21 protein-coding genes and 1 other RNA gene are annotated in these 22,577 nt (G+C 72.7%); 6 read left to right on the plus strand and 16 right to left on the minus strand.

Annotated elements, in window-relative coordinates:
* Positions 1-305: 305 nt before the first annotated feature.
* The 6 genes from AVW11_RS15070 to AVW11_RS15095 form a co-directional block, all read right to left on the minus strand.
* Positions 306-2,624, minus strand: coding sequence for a HelD family protein (locus tag AVW11_RS15070; RefSeq protein WP_076044236.1), 2,319 nt, complete (start codon positions 2,622-2,624; stop codon positions 306-308).
* Between the two features lie 103 nt (positions 2,625-2,727).
* On the minus strand, positions 2,728-3,288 hold the full coding sequence (locus AVW11_RS15075) for a CGNR zinc finger domain-containing protein (protein WP_030847453.1): 561 nt from the start codon (positions 3,286-3,288) through the stop codon (positions 2,728-2,730).
* Between the two features lie 197 nt (positions 3,289-3,485).
* The gene (locus AVW11_RS15080) at positions 3,486-4,037 is read right to left on the minus strand and encodes a GNAT family N-acetyltransferase (protein ID WP_076044237.1); all 552 of its coding nucleotides are present in this window, start codon (positions 4,035-4,037) and stop codon (positions 3,486-3,488) included.
* Between the two features lie 9 nt (positions 4,038-4,046).
* Positions 4,047-5,225, minus strand: a complete 1,179-nt coding sequence (locus tag AVW11_RS15085; protein WP_076044238.1) for a uroporphyrinogen-III synthase — start codon at positions 5,223-5,225, stop codon at positions 4,047-4,049.
* Between the two features lie 93 nt (positions 5,226-5,318).
* Positions 5,319-6,686 carry a nitrate/nitrite transporter gene (locus tag AVW11_RS15090; RefSeq protein ID WP_030847461.1) on the minus strand — a complete coding sequence of 456 codons (1,368 nt, stop codon included), beginning with the start codon at positions 6,684-6,686 and terminating at the stop codon, positions 5,319-5,321.
* A gap of 97 nt (positions 6,687-6,783) precedes the next feature.
* Positions 6,784-7,770, minus strand: coding sequence for a LysR family transcriptional regulator (locus tag AVW11_RS15095; protein ID WP_076044239.1), 987 nt, complete (start codon positions 7,768-7,770; stop codon positions 6,784-6,786).
* Between the two features lie 93 nt (positions 7,771-7,863).
* Between AVW11_RS15095 and AVW11_RS15100 the strand changes: the two genes are divergently transcribed.
* Both AVW11_RS15100 and AVW11_RS38975 read left to right on the plus strand, forming a co-directional pair.
* Positions 7,864-9,156 carry an MFS transporter gene (locus tag AVW11_RS15100; RefSeq protein ID WP_076044250.1) on the plus strand — a complete coding sequence of 431 codons (1,293 nt, stop codon included), beginning with the start codon at positions 7,864-7,866 and terminating at the stop codon, positions 9,154-9,156.
* Positions 9,157-9,204: 48 nt separating this feature from the next.
* On the plus strand, positions 9,205-10,452 hold the full coding sequence (locus AVW11_RS38975) for an SH3 domain-containing protein (protein WP_143568844.1): 1,248 nt from the start codon (positions 9,205-9,207) through the stop codon (positions 10,450-10,452).
* A 109-nt stretch (positions 10,453-10,561) separates the two neighbouring features.
* Here the strand turns inward: AVW11_RS38975 and AVW11_RS15110 are convergent, their stop codons facing one another.
* Positions 10,562-10,825: a hypothetical protein gene (locus tag AVW11_RS15110; protein ID WP_060180427.1), complete on the minus strand. Its 264-nt coding sequence runs from the start codon at positions 10,823-10,825 to the stop codon at positions 10,562-10,564.
* A complete protein-coding gene (locus AVW11_RS15115; protein ID WP_051700325.1) occupies positions 10,822-11,127 on the minus strand; it encodes a hypothetical protein in 306 nt (101 codons plus the stop codon). Before AVW11_RS15115 ends, AVW11_RS15110 begins: the two co-directional genes overlap by 4 nt.
* Positions 11,128-11,334: 207 nt before the next feature.
* Here AVW11_RS15115 and AVW11_RS15120 point away from each other — a divergent pair, with 207 nt between their 5' ends.
* Together AVW11_RS15120 and AVW11_RS15125 are read left to right on the plus strand one after the other, a co-directional pair.
* Positions 11,335-11,565 (plus strand): FitA-like ribbon-helix-helix domain-containing protein, encoded by a 231-nt coding sequence (locus AVW11_RS15120; protein ID WP_076044240.1) that lies wholly within the window; start codon positions 11,335-11,337, stop codon positions 11,563-11,565.
* 5 nt (positions 11,566-11,570) lie between these two features.
* Positions 11,571-11,999, plus strand: a complete 429-nt coding sequence (locus AVW11_RS15125) for a type II toxin-antitoxin system VapC family toxin (protein ID WP_234362370.1) — start codon at positions 11,571-11,573, stop codon at positions 11,997-11,999.
* Positions 12,000-12,060: 61 nt separating this feature from the next.
* On the opposite strand, the gene ssrA is transcribed toward AVW11_RS15125, so the two are convergent.
* The 5 genes from ssrA to ftsE all read right to left on the minus strand — a co-directional run bounded on the left by ssrA (position 12,061) and on the right by ftsE (position 15,959).
* Positions 12,061-12,449: a transfer-messenger RNA gene (ssrA, locus tag AVW11_RS15130) on the minus strand.
* A gap of 82 nt (positions 12,450-12,531) precedes the next feature.
* A complete protein-coding gene (gene smpB / locus AVW11_RS15135; protein ID WP_030847479.1) occupies positions 12,532-13,017 on the minus strand; it encodes an SsrA-binding protein SmpB in 486 nt (161 codons plus the stop codon).
* A gap of 18 nt (positions 13,018-13,035) precedes the next feature.
* Positions 13,036-14,223 (minus strand): S41 family peptidase, encoded by a 1,188-nt coding sequence (locus tag AVW11_RS15140; protein WP_051700318.1) that lies wholly within the window; start codon positions 14,221-14,223, stop codon positions 13,036-13,038.
* Between the two features lie 67 nt (positions 14,224-14,290).
* Positions 14,291-15,253 carry a permease-like cell division protein FtsX gene (gene ftsX, locus AVW11_RS15145; RefSeq protein ID WP_030847486.1) on the minus strand — a complete coding sequence of 321 codons (963 nt, stop codon included), beginning with the start codon at positions 15,251-15,253 and terminating at the stop codon, positions 14,291-14,293.
* A 16-nt stretch (positions 15,254-15,269) separates the two neighbouring features.
* A complete protein-coding gene (gene ftsE / locus AVW11_RS15150; RefSeq protein WP_030011324.1) occupies positions 15,270-15,959 on the minus strand; it encodes a cell division ATP-binding protein FtsE in 690 nt (229 codons plus the stop codon).
* A gap of 238 nt (positions 15,960-16,197) precedes the next feature.
* Between ftsE and AVW11_RS15155 the strand changes: the two genes are divergently transcribed.
* Positions 16,198-16,389 (plus strand): hypothetical protein, encoded by a 192-nt coding sequence (locus tag AVW11_RS15155; RefSeq protein WP_030662818.1) that lies wholly within the window; start codon positions 16,198-16,200, stop codon positions 16,387-16,389.
* A gap of 138 nt (positions 16,390-16,527) precedes the next feature.
* Here AVW11_RS15155 and prfB read toward each other — a convergent pair whose 3' ends face one another.
* Complete coding sequence (prfB, locus tag AVW11_RS15160; RefSeq protein WP_030847488.1) at positions 16,528-17,637, minus strand: peptide chain release factor 2; 1,110 nt, start codon at positions 17,635-17,637, stop codon at positions 16,528-16,530.
* A gap of 316 nt (positions 17,638-17,953) precedes the next feature.
* Here prfB and AVW11_RS15165 point away from each other — a divergent pair, with 316 nt between their 5' ends.
* Positions 17,954-18,955, plus strand: a complete 1,002-nt coding sequence (locus AVW11_RS15165) for an isopenicillin N synthase family dioxygenase (RefSeq protein WP_060180430.1) — start codon at positions 17,954-17,956, stop codon at positions 18,953-18,955.
* 108 nt (positions 18,956-19,063) lie between these two features.
* Here AVW11_RS15165 and AVW11_RS15170 read toward each other — a convergent pair whose 3' ends face one another.
* Together AVW11_RS15170 and AVW11_RS15175 are read right to left on the minus strand one after the other, a co-directional pair.
* On the minus strand, positions 19,064-20,314 hold the full coding sequence (locus tag AVW11_RS15170) for a serine/threonine-protein kinase (protein WP_076044241.1): 1,251 nt from the start codon (positions 20,312-20,314) through the stop codon (positions 19,064-19,066).
* A 159-nt stretch (positions 20,315-20,473) separates the two neighbouring features.
* Positions 20,474-22,273: a serine/threonine-protein kinase gene (locus tag AVW11_RS15175; protein WP_076044242.1), complete on the minus strand. Its 1,800-nt coding sequence runs from the start codon at positions 22,271-22,273 to the stop codon at positions 20,474-20,476.
* Positions 22,274-22,577: the final 304 nt, after the last annotated feature.

A 22,577-nucleotide genomic window follows, 5' to 3' on the forward strand; every position in this document is an offset into this window, starting at 1 on the left:
GCGCCCCCCACAGGTGGAGGGCGCGGACCTGGTTGTGCATACGTTCATGACACCGACCCGCCATGCTCGCCTCGCGGCAAGTGGTCGCTCTGAGCGACGAAGGTTGGGCCCGGGGGCTTGGATCGAGTCGGTGCCGTACCCAGGCTAACAAAGGATCGCCGAATGTGATCCCCCTGCTCGGGCACGGCTTCCGGGGACCACGCGCCTGGCCGCGGCCCATACGGCCGTACGCGGCTCCCAGCCCCCCGGACGGCCCGTCCGGGACGTGGGAGCCGTGCGGGACGTGGGAGCCGTCCGAGCGGCGGCTACGGCAGGAGCAGCTCGGGGACACCCGCGGCGTCCGGCTTGTCCTCTTCGGCGGAGACCACCGTCAGCTGCTGCGTGGCACGGGTCAGTGCCACGTACAGCACCCGCAGGCCCGCCGGGGACTCCTGCGCGATCTCCGCCGGGGAGACGACCACCGTGGCGTCGTACTCCAGGCCCTTGGCCTCCAGGCTGCCCAGGGCCACGGCCCGTTCGCCCAGGTCGGCGAGCCAGCCTGCGGCCTCGGCACGCCGGTCCATGGCCACGACCACGCCCACCGTGCCGTCGACCTGCTCCAGCAGCCGCCGGGTCTCCTCCCGCACCACGGCGCCCAGGTCGCCGTCGGCGGCGGTGAACCGCGGCTGGAGGCCCGTGGAGCGCACCGCCGACGGCGGCTCCATCCCGGGCATCGCCAGGCGCAGCACCCGTGAGGCGACCTCGGCGACCTCGGCCGGGTTGCGGTAGTTGACCGTGAGGGTGAAGCGCCGGCGCGGCCGGGACCCCAGGGCCTCGTCGCGGGCGGCGGCCGCCTCCTCCGGATCCGTCCAGGAGGACTGCGCCGGGTCGCCGACGACCGTCCAGGTGCCGTGCCGGCCCCGGCGGCCCACCATCCGCCACTGCATCGGCGTCAGGTCCTGCGCCTCGTCCACGATGACGTGCGCGTACTCGGTGCGCTCCGCCGCGAGCCGCTCGGCCCGCTCCCACTGGGTCTCCTCGCGGGTCGGCATCAGCTCCTCCAGCCCGCTGAGCTGGTCCAGCGGGTCCATCTCCCGCTTCCGCCTCGGCCGGGCGGCGGCGCCGAGGAGCTGCTGGAGCTCGTCGAGCAGCGCCACGTCGTGCACCGAGAGGGGGCCCTTGCCGTCCGGGCCCACCCGGCGCAGCGAGCGGGCCAGCCGACGGGTCTCGCGCGGGTTGAGGTCGCGGCGCGACCAGCGGCCGAGCAGCCGCTCGTCGGCCATCGCGGCGAGCACCCGGCGCGGGGTCAGCTCGGGCCACCAGGCGTCGAGGAAGTCGATGAACGCGTCCTCGGTGGAGATGTCCTCGTCGAACGCGGAGCGCAGCTCGGCGGCGAGTTCCGGGTCGCTGTGCCGGCCGGCGGCGCCGGTCTTCGCGTACAGGGCGTCGAGCAGCAGCTTGCGGGCGCGCGGGCGCAGCAGGTTCACGGGGGCGGTGCCGCCGAGCACGTTCTGCCGGATCCGGTTCAGCTCGGCGGCCTCCAGCTCCTGGCGGCGGCCGAAGGCCACCACGCGCAGCCGGTCGGGCGCGGGGCCCCGGTCGCCGCCGAGCTCCAGGGTGCCGCGCACGGCCTTGCGCAGGACCGACCGCATCCGGGAGGAGCCCTTGATCCGGGCCACGGCCGGGTCGTCGTAGGTGGTCGCCTCGGCGCCGTCGACCAGCGAGCCGAGCGCCCGGATGGCGACCTGGCCCTCCTCGCCGAGGGAGGGCAGCACGCCCTCGGTGTAGGCGACGAGCAGCGGGGTCGGGGAGACGATGAGGATGCCGCCGGAGTAGCGGCGCCGGTTCTGGTAGAGGAGGTAGGCGGCGCGGTGCAGGGCGACGGCGGTCTTGCCGGTGCCGGGGCCGCCCGCGACCTCGGCGACGGAGGCGGCGGGGGCCCGGATGACCAGGTCCTGCTCGGCCTGGATGGAGGAGACGATGTCGCGCATGGAGTGCGTGCGGGCCCGCCCGAGCGCGGCCATGAGGGCGCCGTCGCCGATGGCGGGGAGCTCGCGGCCGTCGAGGAACGCGGTGACCTCGGGGCGCATCAGGTCGTCCTCGACGCCCAGTACCCTGCGGCCCTTGGAGCGGATGACGCGGCGGCGCACGACACGGCCGGGCTCCTTGGGCGTGGACCGGTAGAAGGGTGCGGCGGCCGGTGCGCGCCAGTCGATGACCAGCGGCGCGTAGTCGGAGTCCAGGACTCCGATGCGGCCGATGTGCAGCGTCTCGGCGATGTCGGCCGTGAGGTCCTCGCGGATGGCCTCGTCGGCGGGCTCGACGGAGGTGTACGCGCCGTCCGGGCCGCGCTCGCCGTCCTTGCCGAGCACCAGGTCGATGCGGCCGAAGAGGAAGTCCTCGAACTCGTTGTTCAGCCGGTTCAGGTGGATGCCGGCCCGGAAGACCTGCGCGTCGCGCTCGGCGAGGGCTCCGGGGGTGCCGACCTGGCCGCGCTGGGCGGCGTCGTTCATGAGGAACTCGGCCTCGTGGATCTTCTCCTCGAGGCGTCGGTACACCTGGTCGAGATGCGTCTGCTCGACCGCGATCTCCCGATCGCGGACGGAATCCGCCGTGCTGTCGACAGCGGCATCCTGCGCGGCCACCAAGGCCCCCTTCTGACGTGCATGGGCGACCGTCAACCGTACGCGAAGCGGCCCCCTGTGCGCACGCCCGTTCCGGAACGGGTCTCGCCCGGTGATACGCCGGCTACCGGGATCCGGACGCCAGGAGCCGTCGGCGGTGGCGGGCGACGCGTTCGCGGTTGCCGCACAGCTCGCTGGAACACCACCGGCGGCGGTGGCCCCGGGAGGTGTCCAGGTAGACGCGGGTGCAGCCGTCGCCCGCGCAGGCACGCAGCAGGGCCCGGTCGCCGGGGTCGGTCAGCAGCTCGACGGCGTCCCGGGCGACGGCCGCGAGCAGCGCGCCGCATTCCACGCCGCCGCACAGCTCCCGCACGAGGTGCCCTTCCTGGTCCCGTACGGCGCACAGGCCCGGGGGTGGTCCGGCGGCCAGCGCGTTGACCCGGGCCAGGGCGCCCTCGTCGGGCTCGCTCCCGGACAGCTCCGCCCGTACGAGGGTCTCCACGTCGGCGCGCAGGGCGCGGAAGGATGCGGCCCAGTCGGCGCCCACCCGGGCCAGCGGCGTCCGGTCGGGCACGAGCCCGGCCCCGGCGAGCCACAGCCGCAGCTCGTCGCCGTCCGGGATCCCCTCGTGCGGGGCGAAGGTGGCCACCAGGTCCAGGCAGACCCGCCCGGAGTCGAACCGCATGTCCGTCACCGCCTCGCGTCGTCGGGCGCCTGTCCAGAGTGCCCGTACGCTGCCCGCTGGGGAAGCCCCCGAACCGGTGCCTCCGCGCCGTTGCCGGGTCTGCGCCCCGGCCCCTCCCCCCGGCCCCCTCCCCCGGTCCACCGCGGGGAGGAGCTGCCCTCTGCTCGGACGCCGGCGGGGCGGGAACGGCCGATCGGCTACCGGTCCGCCGGCGGGTGGTCGTGCAGGATGCGCTGGAAGAGGCGGTGGTCGCGCCAGGCGCCGTTGATGTGCAGGTAGCGCGGTGCGAGTCCGTACTGCTCGAAGCCCGCCTTGGCCAGCACCCGCTGCGAGGCCAGGTTGTCGACCAGGGTCCCGGCCTCGACCCGGTGCAGCCCCAGCTCGTCGCGGGCGATCCGGCAGACCTCTTGGGCGGCGGCCGTGGCGAGCCCCTTGCCGCGGCAGGCCTCGTCCACCCAGTAGCCGAGCCCGCCGCTGCTCAGCGGCCCGTGCTGGATGTTGCCGAGGTTGATGGTGCCCAGCGCCGCGCCGCTCGTCAGGTCCACGAACACGTACGGCAGCAGCAGCCCGGCGTCCCGGGACTGAAGCTGCTGCTCGATGCGCTCCCGCTGGCCGGCCTCCGTGTAGAAGGCCTCGTGCCGGACCGGCTCGGTCGGCGCCATGTTCGCCCGGTTCCGCACGAACGCCTCGGCCAGTCCCGCGGCGTCGTCCGGTGCGACGCCCCTCATCTCCACCCCGTCAAAGATCATCCCGGCACGCTAGCCCAGGACTCCCCTGGCCGTCACCGCCGCGTCCTGCGGGAACTCCCCGTACTTGTCGTCGCCGCCGGCGTCCAGCGACAGCCGGTAGCCGCGCTTGACCACCGTCTGGATGAGGTTCGGCGCCCCCAGCGCCGCCCGCAGCCGGGCCATCGCCGTCTCCACGGCGTGTTCGTCGCGGCCGGCCCCCGGCAGTGCCCGCAGCAGTTCCGCGCGGGCCACCACCCAGCCGGGCCGCCGCGCCAGGGCGTGCAGCAGGGCCATCCCGGCGGGCGGCACCGGCCGCAGTTCCGCGTCGAGGAGGACCGCGTGCCCCCGGATCTCCATCCGGTGCCCGGCGACCGGCAGTACCCGGGCCCGGCCGGGCAGCTCCTGGCAGAGCAGTTGCACCAGCGGGCCCAGCCGGAAGCGCTCCGGCTGGACCGTGTCCACGCCGAGTGCCTGGAGCGGCAGCGCGGTCACCGGTCCGACGCACGCGGACAGCGGCCCGCCGCGCAGCGCGCCGAGCACGGCCTCCCGCATCCCCCGCTCTGCGGCGCGGGACAGCAGTGAGGCGGCCGCCGGGGCCGAGGTGAAGCTGACGGCGTCCACCGCGCCGCCGACGATCGCCTCCAGCAGCCGGTCCAGCGGGGCGAGGTCCTGCGGCGGCATCCACCGGTACACCGGGACCACGACCACCTCGGCCCCGCCGGCCTTGAGCGCCTCGACGAAGCCGGGCAGCGGCTCCCCGTGCAGCTGGAGCGCGATCCGCCGGCCGGCGACCCCGGCCGACAGCAGCCGGTCCAGTACCTCGGCGAGCGATTCCGACCGGGGGGACCACTCCTCCACGAGCCCGGCGGCCCGGATGGCGCCCTTCACCTTCGGGCCGCGGGCCAGCAGTTCGGTGGAGCGCAGCGTCCGAAGGAGTTCCTCGCCGATCCCCCAGCCGTCGGCGGCCTCGACCCAGCCGCGGAAGCCGATGGCGGTGGTGGCGACGACCGCGTCGGGCGGGCAGCCGATCAGCTCCTTGGTGGCGGCCAGCAGTTCGCTGTCGTCGGCGAGCGGGACGATCCGCAGCGCCGGCGCGTGCAGCACCGACGCGCCGCGCCGCCGCAGCAGCGCGATGAGTTCGTCCGCGCGCCGGGCGGCGGTGACCCCGACGGTGAAGCCCGCGAGCGGGCGGGGGTTGCTGTCTTCCATCGTGACCTGCCTACTGACGCATGGGGGCGGTACGGGTGGACCGAGCCTGTCAACTCGGCGTGTCGGACTCGGTTCACCCGTATTTCGCCCCGGTTACACCGACGTGAGCTGGGGTTTCGCGGGGGCCTCGGCGGTGTGGATCACGGGGGCCGCCGGTCGGCGAAGGTATACCGCCCACGTCACCGCGCAGCACAGGGCGTAGAAGCCGAGGAAGGTGACGAAGGCCGTCGTGCCGGATCCGGAGGTGCGAAACGCCTCCCGGAAGACCAGGTTGATGCCCAGGCCGCCGAGCGCGCCGACCGCGCCGATCAGGCCCATGGAGGCTCCGGAGAGCCGCCGGCCGTACGCCGCCGCGCTCTCGCCGCTCATGCCGCGCGCCAATGCCTTGGCCTGGAAGATGCCCGGGATCATCTTGTACGTCGAGCCGTTGCCGAGCCCGCTCAGCACGAACAGGGCGACGAAGCCGACGAGGAAGACCGGCAGCGAGGACCGCTGCGAGGCGAACACGACCACCCCGGTCGCCGCGGCCATCGCGACGAACGTGGCCAGGGTGATGCGCGCCCCGCCGAAGCGGTCCGCCAGCGCCCCGCCCACCGGCCGGATCAGCGAGCCGAGCAGGGGCCCGATGAAGGTCAGCGATGCGGCCTGGAGCGGGGTGCGCCCGAACTGGGTCTGCAGGACCAGTCCGAAGGCGAAGCTGTAGCCGATGAAGGACCCGAACGTCCCGATGTAGAGGAACGACATGATCCAGGTGTGGGCGTCCTTCAGGGCCTCGCGCACCGCGCCGGTGTCGTTGCGGACGGGCACCAGGTTGTCCATCCGTACGGCGGCCAGCACCGCGGCGATCACGATCAGCGGGATGTAGGCGCCCAGCAGCAGCCGGGGGTGGCCGGCTCCGGCGGTGGCGATGACGAGCAGGCCGGCCAGTTGGACGACGGGCACGCCGATGTTGCCGCCGCCGGCGTTCAGGCCGAGCGCCCAGCCCTTCTTGCGCAGCGGGAAGAAGGCGTTGATGTTGGTCATGGACGAGGCGAAGTTGCCGCCGCCGACGCCGGTGAGGGCGGCGACGAGCAGGAAGGTCCCGTACGAGGTCCCGGGCTCCATCACGACGATCGCGGCGACCGTCGGGGCGAGCAGCAGCAGCGCGCTGAAGACCGTCCAGTTCCGGCCGCCGAAGCGGGCGACGGCGAAGGTGTAGGGCACGCGCACCAGGGCGCCCACGAAGGTGGCGGTCGCGATCAGGAAGAACTTCCCGGCCGGGTCGATGCCGTACTGGGGGCCCATGAAGAGGACCATCACGGACCAGAGGGACCAGATGGAGAATCCGATGTGCTCGGAGAGCACGGAGTACAGCAGGTTGCGGCGGGCGACCCGCTCCCCGGTCTCCTTCCAGAAGGTCTCGTCCTCGGGATCCCACTGCTCGATCCAGCGGCCCCCCTTGCGCGGTGCGGTACCGGTCATCACACGCCTCCACAGCTGTCGCGTCCGTGGGACCGACAGTAGGAAGGGCGCGTTTCGGCCCCGGTCCCCGCCGGATGACCGCCGGGAAACCTTGCTCTCACCCGCCGCCCGGGCCGTGTGTGAGCGGGGCGGGCAGCCAGCTCCCGGCCGGCGGCACGAGCCAGCCCCGCTCGGCCGCCAGTCCGGCGGCCGCGGTCCGCAGGGCGTCCAGCCCGGGGTGGCCGAAACCCTTGCGCCACACCATCGACAGCGGTGACAGCGGCACCGGATCGGTCAGCGGCAGCTTCACGCACCCCGGCATCTGGAGGAAGCCCACGGTCGCCAGCACCGGATTGCCGGTCTTGACCATGACCCGGCGGAATTCGTCCATGCCCATCGCGACCGGTGCGGGCGGCGCCATCAGGATCCCCCGCCCGGCGAACAGCTCGCGCGCCAGGCCCGTCCACTCCAGCGTGCGCGGGTTCCCGGCGCCCGCGTAGACGGTCTCCCCCGCCAGCGCGTCCAGCGGTACGGACTCCCCCGCGGCCAGGGGGTGCCCCTCGGGCAGCAGCACGGCGAGCGGCTCGTACCGGACGGGCCGCTGCGCGAGCGGCGCCCGCAGTACGGGGTCGAGCCCGTCGGCGTATCCGAAGGCGACGTCGAGCCGGCCGGCCGCGACCTCGGCGGCGGCGTGGGTGAGCCCGCTCTCGAAGCGGGCCATCAGTTCGCAGTCAGGGGCGAGTTCGCGGGCCCGTTCCAGCACGGTGCGCGCGGTGCCGGGGCCGTCGGTGTTCAGGTCGACGAGGAGCGGCCGGGGCGCCGCACCGGCCGCGGCCACGGCTGCGAAGGCGCCGGCCAGCTCCTCGTGCGCGCGCAGCACGCGCCGGGCCAGGGGCAGCAGCCGGTGTCCGTCAGGGGTCAGCTCGACGGCGCGGGTGGTGCGGACGAACAGCGTGGCCGCCAGGGTCTGTTCGAGGCGCCGCACGTCCCTGCTCAGCGCCTGCTGGGCGACGTACAGGCGGGCGGCGGCACGGGTGAAGTGCAGTTCCTCGGCGACGGCGACGAAGCCGCGCAGCAGCCGGGGTTCCACGTCACGGGGATTCACCCCCGGAGACTAACAACAGGAGCGGGTGAATGGCCTCGGAACAGGTGTTGGACGGCGCAGCCCGCCCCGGCCGAGGGTGGACCCATGCCCCTCATGACCGTCACCGGCAGCACCCTCGTCATCACCGCCCCCTCCCCCGCCGTCGCCCCCGCCGCCCCCCGCCGTGCCGTCGGGCGGGCGCCCGGCCCCTACCGCCGGCTGTTCGCCCTGCCCGGCACCCGGGGGTTCACCGCCGGGAACCTCATCGCCCGCCTCCCGATGGGCATGTTCGGGATCAGCGCGGTCATGATGATCGCCGGCCAGCGGGGCTCGTACGCGCTCGCCGGTGCGGTCACGGCGACCGGCCTGGCGGCCACGGCGGTGGTGGCGCCCTGGACGGCCCGCCTGATCGACCGCCACGGCCAGGCCCGGATCGCCGTGCCGGCCACCCTGATCGCGGTCCTCGGCTCGCTGGCCCTGATCGCCTGCGTCCGCAGCGGCGCTCCCGCCTGGACGCTCTTCGCCTCGTACGCCGCGACCGCCACCACCCCCAACATCGGCGGCATGTCCCGCGCCCGCTGGACGCACCTGCTGCGCGACTCCCCCGCCGCCCACCACACGGCGATGTCCTTCGAACAGGCCGCGGACGAGCTGTGCTTCATGCTCGGGCCGGTCCTGGCGGCCTTCCTCTGCAGCGCCGTCTTCCCCGAGGCGGGCACCCTCGTCGGCGCGGCCCTGCTGCTCACCGGGATGCTGGTGTTCACCTCCTGCCGCGCCACGCAGCCCCCGGTGGCCGCGGCGCCCCGGAAGGGCTCACCGCTGCGCACCCTCGGCCCGCTGCTGCCGCTCTTCCTCGCCACGGGTGTGGTCTTCGGCTCGATGGAGGTCGCCTCGATCGCCTACCTCGACCTCCACGGCCTGGGCGCCGCCTCCGGTCTGGTCCTGGCCCTCCAGGCGGCGGGTTCCTGCGCGGCCGGCCTGCTCTACGGCACCGTGCGCGCCCGCTCGTTGACGGCCTGCGTGTGCGCCCTGGCCGCCTCGATGGCCCTGCCGTGGGCCGCGGCGGCCACCGGCTCGGTGACCGCCCTGGCGGGCGCCCTGCTGCTGGCCGGCATGGCCACGGCCCCGACGATGGTCACGGCGATGTCGCAGGTCCACGCCCGCACCCCGGAGGGCCGGCTGAACGAGGGCATGACCTTGGCGGTGACCGCCATCTTCACGGGCATCGCGGTGGGCGCGGCGAGCTCGGGCCGGGTGGTGGAGGACGCGGGTCCGGCCGCCGCGTACGCGGTGCCGGCGGCGGCCGCGCTGATCGCCCTGGCGATCGCCCTGACAGGCCGATCGATCCGGCGGCCGAGTGATCGTCTCCGCGTGGTACGCACGACCGCCGGTCGGAATCCGCAATAACTGGGGGTGCTTTCCCCCAGCGCCCTTCCCTTTGCGGAGGAACTACCCGTGCCTGCTTCCCGTTCCGTGCCCGCGGCCCTGTTCGTCGCAGCCGTCACCGCCGCCTGCCTGGCACCGGCCGTACCGGCCGCCGCCGACTCGTCGAACATCCGGTTCTTCCAGCCGTACGTACCCTCGATCGCTCCCGGCGGGACGGGCCGCGTCGTCATCGCGGCCGCCAACGGCGCCGACCAGGCCGTCAGCAGCACCTTCCGGATCACCGCGCCGGACCGTACGACCTTCCCCGAGGCCCGCTTCTACTGGGACGGGCAGCGCTCCTCGGTCCCGTGCACGCGCTCGGCCGACGCCCGCCGGCTGACGTGCGATGCCGCAAGCCGCTCCGGGTTCGTCTTCCGCTCGAACGAGCAGACCCGGCTGGGTGTCGACCTGCGGGTGGACGCGGACGCGCCGCAGGGCAGCACCCTGCACGGCGGCGAGTGGTCGACGGACGAGGCGGCGCCCGCCCTGTTCGCCGTCACCACCCCGGTGACCGGGCCCAAGGGAGACAAGGGCGACGACGGCAAGCCGGGCCACCACGGCAAGCCCGGGCGCCCCGGCCCCAAGGGAGACAAGGGGGACAAGGGCGAGAAGGGAGACAAGGGCGACAAGGGGGACAGGGGAGACACCGGCAAGCGCGGGCCGAGGGGCCACGACGGCAAGCCGGGACCCGCCGGCCCCCGCGGCCCGCAGGGCGAGCCGGGCCCAGCGGGCGGCCCGAAGGGCGACACCGGCCCCGCCGGCCCGCGCGGACCGGAAGGCCCCCGCGGTCCGCAGGGCCACAAGGGCGAGACCGGCAAGCCGGGCCCCAAGGGCCACGACGGCAAGCCCGGACCGCAGGGCCCCCAGGGACCGAAGGGCCACACCGGCAAGCCCGGCCCCGCAGGCCCGCAGGGGCCGAAGGGCCACACCGGCAAGCCGGGCCCGGCCGGCCCGCAGGGCCCCAAGGGACCGAAGGGTGACACGGGCAAGCCCGGCAAGCCCGGTGACTGCAAGTGCGGTGGCGGCAAGGGCAAGGACCACCACCAGCACCCCAAGGCCAAGATCGTCTCCCCCGGCAAGGGCCTCGGCGTCCGCTCCGGCCCCGGCACGAAGTACGCGCAGAAGGGCAAGCTCAAGTCCGGCTCGGTCGTCGCCCTCCAGTGCAAGGTCAACGGCCAGAAGGTCGACGGCAACTCGATCTGGTACAAGCTCGCCGACGGCAGCGGCTGGATCGCCGCCCGCTACGCCCTGAACCTCAACAAGGTCCCGTTCTGCTGATCCCCACCCGCGCCTGATACGGGCCCCCGGCCGCACGGCCGGGGGCCCGGCCCGCGCACAGGCCCGTACCCTCGCGGAGGGAGGCCTCACATGCCGGCCGACACCGACGTCACTCGCACCAGGTGACCCGGCAGACGTAGATGCACTCGTGCCGGGGCACGGCCAGGAAGCTGATGAAGCCGCGGCCACCGAGAATGTCGAATTCGCGGAGGCCGCCCGACCTTCCCGTGGGACGGCCGACGGTTTCCGCATCGCGCCCCAGCGCTGCCAGTTCGGTGGCGATGCGCTCGACCTCCGCGATCACACCGGGCGGGAGGCCGCCGGTCACGTGGGCGTGGTCGTCGGTGTTGTAGTCCCAGGTCCAGTCGCTCACAGGCCGGTCTCGGCCTCGGCCTTGTCGAGGATCTGCTGGATCTCCGCCAGCGCGGACGCCGGATCGTCCGCCCCCTCCTGGACCAACCGTTCCAGGGCGTGGAGGCGTGCCGCCCGGCGGGGATGGCGTTCGATCTCCACGAAGACGGCCCAGGAGTGGATGAAGGCGCGCAACGGGGCCAGGGACTGCGCCTGCTGGGCACTCGTCGTGGCCTCGAAGAGGTGCTGCGTCAAGTCGGGCACACGGCTGGGAGCGATCTTGGCGACAGCCTCGCGCAGAGCGGCAGGCGTGAGTTCCGGCATGGGGATCAGCGGCCCGCCTTCGGCGGGGCTCGGCGTACTCACGTGTCCTCCTCGGTCGGGCTCCGCTCAGGAGTGGGTCCCACGCTACCGCCGCACCCACCGTCACGCGGGACGCTTCGTCCACGACGAAGGCCCCGCAGTCCAGGAGACCAGGAGACCAGGACCGGATTGACTGCAAAGTGACTGCATCGACGATAAAATGCAGTCATGACTGCGTTCACGATCCGGGAAGTCCCCGATGAGATCGCCCGCCGCATAAAGGTCCGGGCCGCCGAGGCCGGACAGTCACTCCAGAGCTACCTGCTCAGCCTCGTCACCCGAGACGCCACCCAGCCCACGCTCGCCGAAATGGCCGACCGGGCCGAGCGCTACGCCACGGAGGACATCGACATCCAGGACGTCCTCGACGCCATCGACGCGGGCAGGGCGGGCCGTTGATCGTCGTGGACTCCTCCGCCCTGGTCCTGTTCCTCACGGACAGGGGCTCCCGGGGTGCCGCTGCCCGCCGGCGCATCGGCGAGGAAGACCTGCTCGGCGCTCCCTACCTGCTGGACACTGAGATCGCCTCCGCCCTTCTGGGTCTGGCACGCGGCTCCAAGATCGCCCCCGCGAGCCTCGACGAGCACTTCAAGACCTACCAGGGGCTGCGCGTACAGCGGCACGAGACGGGCCCCCTGCTCCCCCGGATCCGAAAGCTGTACGCCAACCTCTCCGCCTACGACGCCGCGTACGTCGCCCTCGCCGAGGCACTGGACGTCCCCCTGCTGACGGCGGACGTGCGCATCGAACGAGGCGTTCAGAAGCCGCGTTGCCACATCGAGGTCATCACCGCCAACAGCGAAGGGCGGTGCTCCCGTCGTGCTCCCGCATGACGAAGGCCCCCTGACCTGGCGAGATTTTTCGCAGGTCAGGGGGCCTTCGCCCACATGGGATGAGTGGAGATGGCGGGAATCGAACCCGCGTCCAACGGTGCAGAAGCAGGGCTTCTCCGAGCGCAGTCCGCTGCGCTTTTCTCGGCCCCGGAGATCACACGGACAAGTCTCCGACGGGCTCAGTCACTGTTTGATTTCCCTCCAACCCCCGTGACCGGGGCTAGAGGTTTAGATCCCTTGTTGACGCCAGGATCCGGACCGGGACCACTTCCGGGCTGACGCTCCTCACAGAGGCTTCAGCTCACTGTTATTAGGCAGCGAGGGTGAAGCGGGAGTTATCGCTCTTGGAGTTGGCGATTATTTTTTGCGACATGTGGTTAGCGAGATCATTGCCGCTTCCTCGGCTCGCTTCCCCTGCATCGACATCCGCTGTCGAAACCGATCATCCCCATGTTTTTTTAACAATGTGCTCCACCCCGGGGGGCGGTGCTGACGCCATGGTACGCGAAGTGGACCACCGCGTGCCAGGTGATTAAACCGTGCCGCGCTGCTTGCGACGGATGGCCGAGATCACCCGGTTCGTCTCGCGGGTGTCCTGCTTCTCCCGCATCGTCTGCCGCTTGTCGTACTCCTTCTTGCCCTTCGCCAGCGCGATCTCGACCTTCGCGCGGCCGTCCTTGAAGTACAGCGAGAGGGGCACGATCGTGTGGCCCGACTCCTCCGCCTTGCGCTCCAGCTTGTCGATCTCCTCCCGGTGCATGAGGAGCTTGCGCTTGCGCCGGGCGCTGTGGTTCGTCCAGGTGCCCTGGCTGTACTCCGGCACGTGGACGTTGTAGAGCCAGGCCTCCCGGCTCTCCACCGACACGAAGCCGTCCACCAGGGAGGCCCGGCCCTGGCGCAGGGACTTGACCTCGGTACCGGTGAGCACGAGACCGCACTCGTAGGTGTCGAGGATCGTGTAGTCGTGCCGCGCCTTCTTGTTCTGGGCGATCAGCTTGCGCCCTTTTTCCTTAGCCATAGTGCGGTCATTTTCGCACTACGGACCCACCCCGAGGCCACCCAATACCGTGACGGCCCGCTCTTCGGCCCGCTCGCCCGCCGGCACGTCCGGGGTGATGCCGCCGCCGTCCAGGCTGCGACCCGCCGGTGTGCGGTAGGTGCCCACGGTCAGCTCGGCCACCGAGCCGTCCGGCAGCTCGGTCGGCATCTGCACCGATCCCTTGCCGAAGGTCCTGCTGCCCACCGCCACCGCCCGGCCGCGGTCCTGGAGCGCGCCCGTGACCAGCTCGGCGGCGCTCATCGTGCCGCCGTCGACGAGGGCCACCAGCGGCCGGGTCGTGTCCCCGCCCGGGTCCGCGTTCAGGACGCGCTGCTCACCCCGTACGTCGTACGTCGCCACGAGCCCGCCGTCCAGGAAGGCCGAGGCGGCCGTGACGGCCTCGGCGACCAGCCCGCCGCGGTTGCCGCGCAGGTCGAGCAGGACCCCGCCGCCGGCCGGGGCGGCCCGGACGGCCGCCCTGACCCGCTCGCCCGACCCGCGGGTGAAGGAGGTGACCTTGATGACGGTGACGTCGCCGGCGAGCTGCCGTACGGTCACCGGCTCGGCGCTCAGCCGCTCGCGCAGGACGGTCTCGGTGAGGTCGGCGCCGTCACGGCTCAGGTTCAGCACGACGGGGGTGCCGGCGGTGCCGCGCAGCAGCGCGACCACGTCGGCCACGGCCAGCCCGGTCACGGCGTGCCCGTCCACGCTCAGCAGCCGGTCCCCGGCGCGCAGGCCGGCCCGGGCGGCCGGGCCGCCGGGCTGGACCCCGTCGACGGTGATCATGCCGTCCTGGGCGCGCACGGCCCAGACCCCGACACCGGTCCAGTGCCCGTCGAGGCCCTCGGCGAAGGCGGCGTACTCGCCCCGGTCGTAGACGGTGCCCCAGCGGTCGCCGCTGCGGCTGACGACCTCCTGCGCGGCCTTCTTGCCGGACTTGCCCTCGGCGACGGCCTCGGCTGCGGCGCGGGCGACCGCCTCGCGGTCCGCGGTGCCCTCGGCGCGCGGGGCCCCGGGGGCGGGGGCGTCGCTACGGGCGGCGGCCGCCGCGCCGTCCTCACGGTCCCAGCAGCCGGTGAACGCGCCCACGGCGACGACGGCGACGAAGGTTAACGTCAAAACGGCCCCGCGACGTGGGTCGCGGGGCCGGAGACAGAAGGCGGGGACACTCGGCAAGCCCAGCATGGCGCCGAGTCTAGGACAAGGCCCGCGCCGGTACGGATGGTTGGCCGGACCGCTGGCGGGGCGCTTGTCACACCTTCAGGTACTTGCGCAGAGCGATGAAGGCGGCCATGGAGGGCATCAGGAGGCCGATGAAGAGCACGTAGGGGAGCTTGGCCAGCACCGATCCCCAGCCCATGAAGTCGATGAGCTGGATCTTGTCCCGCAGGCCGACGCCGTGGTCGATCACGAAGTACTGGCCGGAGACGAGCATGGCGCAGGCGAAGAGCGCGCCGATGAGCCCGGCGACGGCGGCCTCCATGATGAAGGGGACCTGGATGTAGAAGCTGGAGGCACCGACGAGCCGCATGATCCCGGTCTCCCGCCTGCGGCTGAACGCCGAGACGCGCACGGTGTTGACGATCAGCAGCAGCGCCACGATCAGCATGATCGCCATGATGCCCACGGCCGCCATGTTGAGGTAGTTGAGGATCCGGAAGAGGTCGTCGATCGCCTGGCGCTGGTCGTCGACGGTGTGGATGCCGTCGCGGCCCGCGAAGGCGGAGGTGACCACCTTGTACTTCTCCGGGTTCTTGAGCTTGACCCGGAAGGACTCCTGCATCTGGTCGGGGGTGATGGAGGAGGCCAGGGCGGTGTGGCCGTACTGCTCCTGGTAGTGCTTGTACGCCTCGTCGGCCGACTCGTACGTCACCGACTTGACCAGGGACATCGCCTTGAGCTCGGACTCGATCTGCTTCTTCTGCTCTTCGGTCACGGCGCCCTTGCGGCAGGTGGCCACGCCTCCCGCGCCGCCTCCCGCACTGCTGGCGGCGGCCTCGCCGGCCTCCTGGGCGTCCTGCTTGTTGCAGAGGTAGATCGAGACGTTGGCCTTGTCGTACCAGTAGCCCTTCATCCTGCCCACCTGCTCGCTCATGAGCAGGGAACCGCCGAACAGGGCCAGTGACAGGGCCACCGAGATGATGACCGCGAAGGTCATGGTGAGATTGCGGCGGAGGCCGACGCCGATCTCGGACATGACGAACTGGGCGCGCATGACTCTGGGGGGCCTTTCAGTGCTGGTAGCCGTAGACGCCGCGCGACTGGTCGCGCACGAGTCGGCCCTGTTCGAGTTCGATGACGCGCTTGCGCATCTGGTCGACGATCTGCTGGTCGTGCGTCGCCATGATCACGGTGGTGCCGGTCCGGTTGATCCGGTCCAGCAGCTTCATGATCCCGACGGAGGTCTGGGGGTCGAGGTTGCCGGTGGGCTCGTCCGCGATCAGCAGCGCCGGGCGGTTGACGAAGGCGCGGGCGATTGCCACGCGCTGCTGCTCACCGCCGGAGAGCTCGCCGGGCATGCGCTCTTCCTTGCCGCCCAGGCCGACCAGTTCCAGGACCTGCGGGACGGCCTTGCGGATCTCGCCCCTGGGCTTGCCGATGACCTCCTGGGCGAAGGCCACGTTCTCGGCCACCGTCTTGTTGGGCAGCAGGCGGAAGTCCTGGAAGACGGTCCCCAGCTGGCGCCGCATCTGCGGGACCTTCCAGTTGGAGAGCTTGGCGAGGTCCTTGCCCAGGACGTGCACCTGGCCGTGGCTGGCCCGCTCCTCGCGCAGGATGAGGCGCAGGAACGTGGACTTGCCGGAGCCGGACGAGCCGACCAGGAAGACGAACTCGCCCTTGGCGATGTCGAGGGAGACTTCTCTGAGTGCGGGACGGCTCTGCTTCGGGTAGGACTTGGAGACGCTGTCGAATCGGATCACGGGTGCACCACGGTCGCCGGGAGTAGGTGTGCGTGACCATACGCGAACGGGCGCGAGGTGTGGACCCGGCATCCGGAGTTGTCCGCTTTATCCCACGGTCCCGGAGGGTCCGGACCGCGATTGCCCGGACGGGCCGCGCCGAATGTCGGCGAAGCTGGCACAGTGGTAGGGGGAACGCTCCGGTTCCCCGTGCCGTTATAGGCACGAAGGATGACCGAGGGGACGAGAGGAGGAGCGCATGACATATGACCGGCTCGTGTGCGCGAACTGCGCCGCACCCGTCAGCCAGGGCCGCTGCCCGGTGTGCCGGGCGAACCGGGAGCGCCTCCAGCAGGAGGGCCCCTTCTCCGGCCTGAACCCCGTGGCTCTCATCGTGCTCATGGTGGTCCTCGTGGCAGCTCTGGTGCTGGTGGCCCAGCAGACCGCCTAGGAGGCACTGTCCTGGCGGGAGCGGCGCCGGTGCTCGTCGGTGCCCGCGCCGCGTACCGATCACGAACCATGCGGAAGGGCCCGGACACCTGTCGAGGTGTCCGGGCCCTTCCGGTGTTCCGTGCGTGCGCGCAGCGCCTTACGCGGTCTGCTCCTGCTGCTTGCGCCAGCGGATGCCGGCCTCCAGGAAGCCGTCGATCTCGCCGTCGAGGACCGCCTGCGGGTTGCCGACCTCGAACTCCGTGCGCAGGTCCTTGACCATCTGGTACGGGTGCAGGACGTAGGAGCGCATCTGGTTGCCCCAGGAGCTGCCGCCGTCCTTGAGGGCGTCCATCCTGGCCTGCTCCTCCTGGCGGCGCCGCTCCAGCAGCTTGGCCTGGAGGACGTTCATGGCGCTGGCCTTGTTCTGGATCTGCGAGCGCTCGTTCTGGCAGGAGACGACGATGCCGGTCGGGATGTGCGTGATGCGCACGGCCGAGTCGGTGGTGTTGACGCCCTGGCCGCCGGGGCCGGAGGCGCGGTAGACGTCGACGCGCAGCTCGGACTCGTCGATCTCGACGTGGTCGCTGGTCTCGACGACCGGGAGCACCTCGACGCCCGCGAAGGAGGTCTGGCGGCGGCCCTGGTTGTCGAAGGGCGAGATGCGCACCAGGCGGTGGGTGCCCTGCTCGACGGAGAGCGTGCCGTAGGCGTACGGGGCCTTGACGACGAAGGTGGTCGACTTGATGCCGGCCTCTTCCGCGTAGGAGGTCTCGTAGATCTCCGTGGAGTAGCCGTGGCGCTCGGCCCAGCGCAGGTACATGCGCTGGAGGCGCTCGGCGAAGTCGGAGGCGTCGACGCCGCCGGCCTCGGCACGGATGTTGACCAGGGCCTCGCGCTCGGCGTACTCGCCGGAGAGCAGGGTGCGGACCTCCATCTCGTCCAGCGCCTTGCGCACGGACGCGAGCTCCGTCTCGGCCTCGGCGAGGGTGTCCGCGTCGTCCATCTCCTGGGCGAGCTCGAAGAGCACCGCGAGGTCGTCGATGCGCCCGCGCAGGGTCTCGGCCTTGCGGACCTCGGCCTGGAGGTGCGAAAGCTTGCTCGTGATCTTCTGGGCGGCTTCCGGGTCGTCCCACAGGGACGGCGCGGCGGCCTGCTCCTCGAGCACGGCGATATCTGCCCTCAGCTTGTCGAGGTCCAGGACGGCCTCGATCGACCCCATGGTCGAGGAGAGGGACTTCAGCTCTTCGGAAACATCGACGACTGCCACGGGTCCAGCGTAGCCGGTCCGCGGGCAAGCCCGTCCGGGCAGGCCGGATCACCCGTTCTGATGATGGGTCGCACGGGCGTACGCTCACCGTATGACCGTTCTCCTCGTCAAGCGCCGCCATGTGGACTACATGCGCGTCACGACGACGAGCTGTCAGCCGCCGGACCGAACCCAAGCCTGATCCACCCCGATCCGACTTGGTCCTGTACGCGGCCCGAGCGGCCGTCGGCACCACCCCTGCCGGCGGCCCCGCCCCACCCGCCGACCCCGCCACCTCTGGGGAACAGGACCCCGTGACATCCGAAACGGAGCCGTCATGCCGTCCGCGCACTCCCTCCCCGTCCTGGACCTCTCCCAGGCCGACGACCCGGCCCAGCGGGCCGAATTCCTGAAGAAGCTGCACGCGGCAGCCAGGGACACCGGTTTCCTGCACCTGACCGGGCACGGCGTGACCGCCGCCGAGAGCGCCCGCATCCTGGAGGTCACCCGGGCCTTCTTCGCCCTCCCGGAGGCCGACCGGCTCGCCGTGAGCAACCTGAACTCGCCCCACTTCCGCGGCTACACCCGGATCGGGCACGAGCTGACCGGCGGGGCCTCGGACTGGCGCGACCAGCTGGACGTGGGCGCGGAGCGGCCGGCTCCGGTGGTGGGCCCGGACGACCCGCCGTACCTGTGGCTGGAGGGCCCGAACCAGTGGCCGGCGGCCCTGCCCGAGCTGCGCACGGTGGTCCTGGAGTGGCAGACCCGCCTGGCGGCGGTGGCGCACCGCCTGCTCCAGGAGCTCCTGGTCTCGATCGGCGCACCGGCAGACTTCTTCGACGAGGCCTTCGCCGACCGCCCCCACCTGCACACCAAGCTGATCCGCTACCCGGGGTCGGCCCCGTCCGGCGCCGACCAGGGCGTCGGGGCGCACAAGGACTACGGCTTCCTCACGCTCCTGCTGCAGGACTCGGTGGGCGGCCTCCAGGTGGTCCGCGACGGCGGCTACGTGGACGTGCCGCCGATGCCGGGGGCCTTCGTGGTGAACCTGGGCGAGCTGCTGGAGATCGCGACCGAGGGATACCTGACGGCGACCGACCACCGGGTGGTCAGCCCGCCCGGGGCGGTGGAGCGGTTCTCGGTGCCGTTCTTCTACAACCCGCGGCTGGACGCGGTGGTGGAGACCGTGCCGGGCGACTACCTGCGCTCGGCGCCCGGGGTCGCGCACGACGCGTCGAACCCGCTGCACGCCGAGTACGGCCGCAACGAGCTCAAGGGCTGGGTCCGCGCCCACCCGGCCGTGGCGCGGCGCTGGCATCCGGAGCTGGCCCCGGTGTAGTCCCCTCCCGGGCTGGGCGGCTCGGACGGGACGCGCCCGCCGCGCGGGAGTTCGGAGGCAGGGTCCCGACCGCGGCAGCGCGGCGACGGTTACGGGGCGCGCCGACGGTTACGGGTGGCGGGGGCCCGACTGCTTGTTGTCCTGCCGGGGCTTCGGCTCGTCGCCCCCGGACAGGGCCAGCCAGCTGCCCAGGCCGACCGCGGCGGCCAGGGCCACCGCGACCGCGGACAGGGTCAGGCGCCGCTTGCGCGCGGCCTCGGCCCGGTGCCGGGCCGAGCCGGGCCGGTGCCCGCCGGCCGGGCGCGGCACGCGGGCCGTGCCCAGCGCCCCGCCCGCCAGCTCGTCCGGGCCGGGCACCCGCATCGAGGTGTGGGTGTCCCGGTTGGAGTCGGTCGCCGAGCCCGGTACCAGCGGGACCACGCCGCGCCGCCGCACCGGATCGGCGGAGGGTTCCTCGGAAACCACGGGCTCCGGTTCCGCGTCGTCCGGCTCGTCCACGTCCAGCGGCGGCATACCGGCCAGCATCGGCAGCAGGTCCCGCAGCCGGACCGACAGCTCCGAGGCCCGCAGTCGCGAGGCCGGGGCCTTGGCGAGACACTGCACGATCAGCTGCCACAGCTCGTCGGGGATGCCCGGCAGCGGGACGACCGTCTCCGTCACATGCCGCCGCAGGACCGCGCCCGGGTGGCCGCCGCCGAAGGGCGTGAACCCGGCCAGGAGCTCGTACAGGACGGTGGCCAGGGCGTATATGTCCACGGCCGCGCGCGGGGGCAGGCCCTCGACGATCTCGGGCGCCAGGTAGTCCGGGGTGCCGATGATGCGGGTCGTCGGGGCGGTGGCCCGGCCGGCCTGGGCCCGCCGGGGGGAGTCGATCAGCTTGGCGACGCCGAAGTCGGTCAGCAGGGCGGGGTGCGAGCCGCCCGGGCCGAGCGGGCCCTGCATGTCCAGCAGGACGTTCTCCGGCTTGACGTCCCGGTGGACGACCCCCGCCGCGTGCGCCGCGGCCAGTGCGTCGGCCACGTCCGCGACGATCGCCACGGCCGCCTCGGGGGCCAGCCTGCGCTCGCGGTCGAGCCGCGTGCGCAGGTCCGTACCGCGCACGAGGTCCATGACGAGGGCGAGGTCGTTGCCGTCCACGACGAGGTCGCGGACGGACACGACGTGCGGATGCTCCAGGCCGAGCAGGGCGCTGCGCTCCTGGACGAAGCGTCCGACCAGCTCCTGGTCCGACGCGAGGTCCTCGCGCAGGAGTTTGACGGCGACGGGCCCGTCAGGCCCCTCGCCCAGCCACACCGTGCCCGCGCTGCCGCGCCCCAGGATCTGGTGCGCCGTGTACCGGCTGCCGATTTTCCGTGCCACGACTGCTCCCTCAGTGGCTGGCGTACGCCCCAAAGCTACGCGGCCCGGTGGGCTTCGGAGGCCGGCAGGGGGCCCGATTCGCGACGACCTTCACTTCTGCGGGCGAAATCACGCCCTGGATGTCGACAAATCCATGTAGTCGTCGCTACGGGCCCGGTCTCAGGGGGTGCCGGAGCCCGGGGAACCCGACGAACCCGCCGCGTCCCCGATGCCGGTGACCCAGTCGACGACGCCGGAGCCCCACGACCACACCTGGTCCCACCAGCCCTTGCCGGTGCCGACCCACTCCTGGAGCGGGGTCAGCTCCCAGATCAGCCAGCCCGCCACGAAGAACACCAGGATCAGCACGAGGCAGCCCTTGAGGCAGCCGAGGCCGGGGATCCGCACCGGGTTGGCGCTGCGGCGGCGCGGCTCGCGCGGCTCCCGGGGAGCCGGGGGCTGCGGCGGGGCCTGCTGGGGCTGCTGCGGCTGGCGGTACTGCGGCTGCTGCTGCGGCTGCTGGTACTGCTGAGGCTGGGGCTGGCGCTGCTGCGGCTGGTAGTGCTGCGGCGGCGGGGGCGGCGGCGCGTACTGCTGCTGGGGCTGCTGCGGCGGGCGGTACTGCGGCTGCTGCGGCTGCTGCGGCTGCTGCTGCGGCGGGCCCTGCCGGTACTGCTGCGGCTGCTGGGGCCGGTGCTGCGGCGGCGGCGGCGCCTGGCGCCGGGGCCGGCGGCGCAGCGGGTCGTCCTCGGGGTCGAGGTACTGGATCTGCGTCTGCTCGTTGCGGTCGCGGGCGGCGGCCATCTGCGTCTGCCACGGGTGCGGCGCGTCCGGCTGCTGCACGGGCGGCATGACCGAGGTCGGGTCGGCCCCGGGGCCCCCCGCTTCCCCCGGCCCTCCGGGCCGGGCAGACCCCGTGGGCAGCACCGAGGTGGCGTCGGCCGCGCCGACCGGCGGCATGACGCTGGTCATGGCGTTCGGGTCGTAGGCGCCCGCAGGGGAGCCCGCACCGGCGGGCAGCACCTGGGTGGGGTCCGCGGCGCCGGGGGTCTGCGGGACCGGGGCCGGCGAGGGGTCCGGTGCGAGGAGGGCGCCCACGCCGAGCGCGGCCTCCACCTCGGCGGACGTGGAGTGCACGCCGATGCCGGCGGCGACCACGCGCAGGCCGCGGGCCAGGCTCACGGCGCTGGGGCGCTCGTTCGGCTCCTTGCGCAGGCAGCGCTCGATGACCGTCCACAGCGGCTCGGGCACGGTCGAGGGGCGCTGCGGCTCCTCGCTGAGGTGGCGGTGGAGCACTTCGAGCGCGGTGCCGCCGGCGAACGGCGGCCGGCCGGTGAGCAGCTCGTAGAGCAGGATGCCCGCGCCGTAGATGTCGACGGCGGAGGTCTGCGGGCGGCCCTCGGCGGACTCGGGAGCGACGTAGGCCGGGGTGCCGACGAACTCGTGCGTGCGGGTCAGGCCCGGGGAGTCCGCGAGACGGGCGATGCCGAAGTCGGTGAGCATCGGCTTCATCTGCCCGCCGCGCTCGTCGAGCAGCACGTTGGCCGGCTTGAGGTCGCGGTGCACCACGCCGTCCGCGTGGCTGGCGGCGAGCGCGTCCGCGATCTGGGCGGTCAGCAGGCTCGCGGCGACGGGCGTGAACGGGCCGTTCTCGCGCAGGTACCGGTGCAGGTCCGGACCCTCGATCAGGTCCATGACCAGGGCGAGGAGGTCGCCCTCGACGACGAGGTCGCGGGTGCGCACGATGTTGGGGTGCGTGAGGCGCAGCAGGACCGAGCGCTCCCGCAGGAAGCGCATGACGATGTCGGCGTCCTGAGCCAGCTCCTCCTTGAGGACCTTGATGGCCACCGTTTCACCGGGCTGCCCCGCAACGGCCGCCTCCGCGCCGGCGGTCTCCCTCTGGCGGGCACGCCAGACGGTGCCCGTGGCGCCGCGCCCGAGCGGCTCCTCGAGCAGGTATTTACTGCCGACTGGCCGCACGTCTCGCGCTCCCCTGCTGTCGTCTGCTGTGGTCGATCCGTCGAGTGGTTTTTCCGGCCCACTCTAGGGGGTGTCCCCCGGGAAGACGCCGGTCCCCGGAGGTTGGTTGCCGCACATATGTACGGAGGGTGACGTTTTCGGGGTATGCCGCAGGCGATTTTCCCCTTCTTTCCCCCGCTCCCGGTCCGGATTCGATCGGGCCCCGGCCCGGCCCGCGACAGATCAAGATCATTTATCGTCGGGTGCCGGGCGTGTTGTCCGCGACAGGTGCGAGGATGCACCCGTACGGAACGGCACGGGTCGG

It is taken from the genome of Streptomyces amritsarensis, assembly GCF_001953875.1.
In the GTDB taxonomy this organism is placed as follows: Bacteria; Actinomycetota; Actinomycetes; order Streptomycetales; family Streptomycetaceae; genus Streptomyces; species Streptomyces amritsarensis.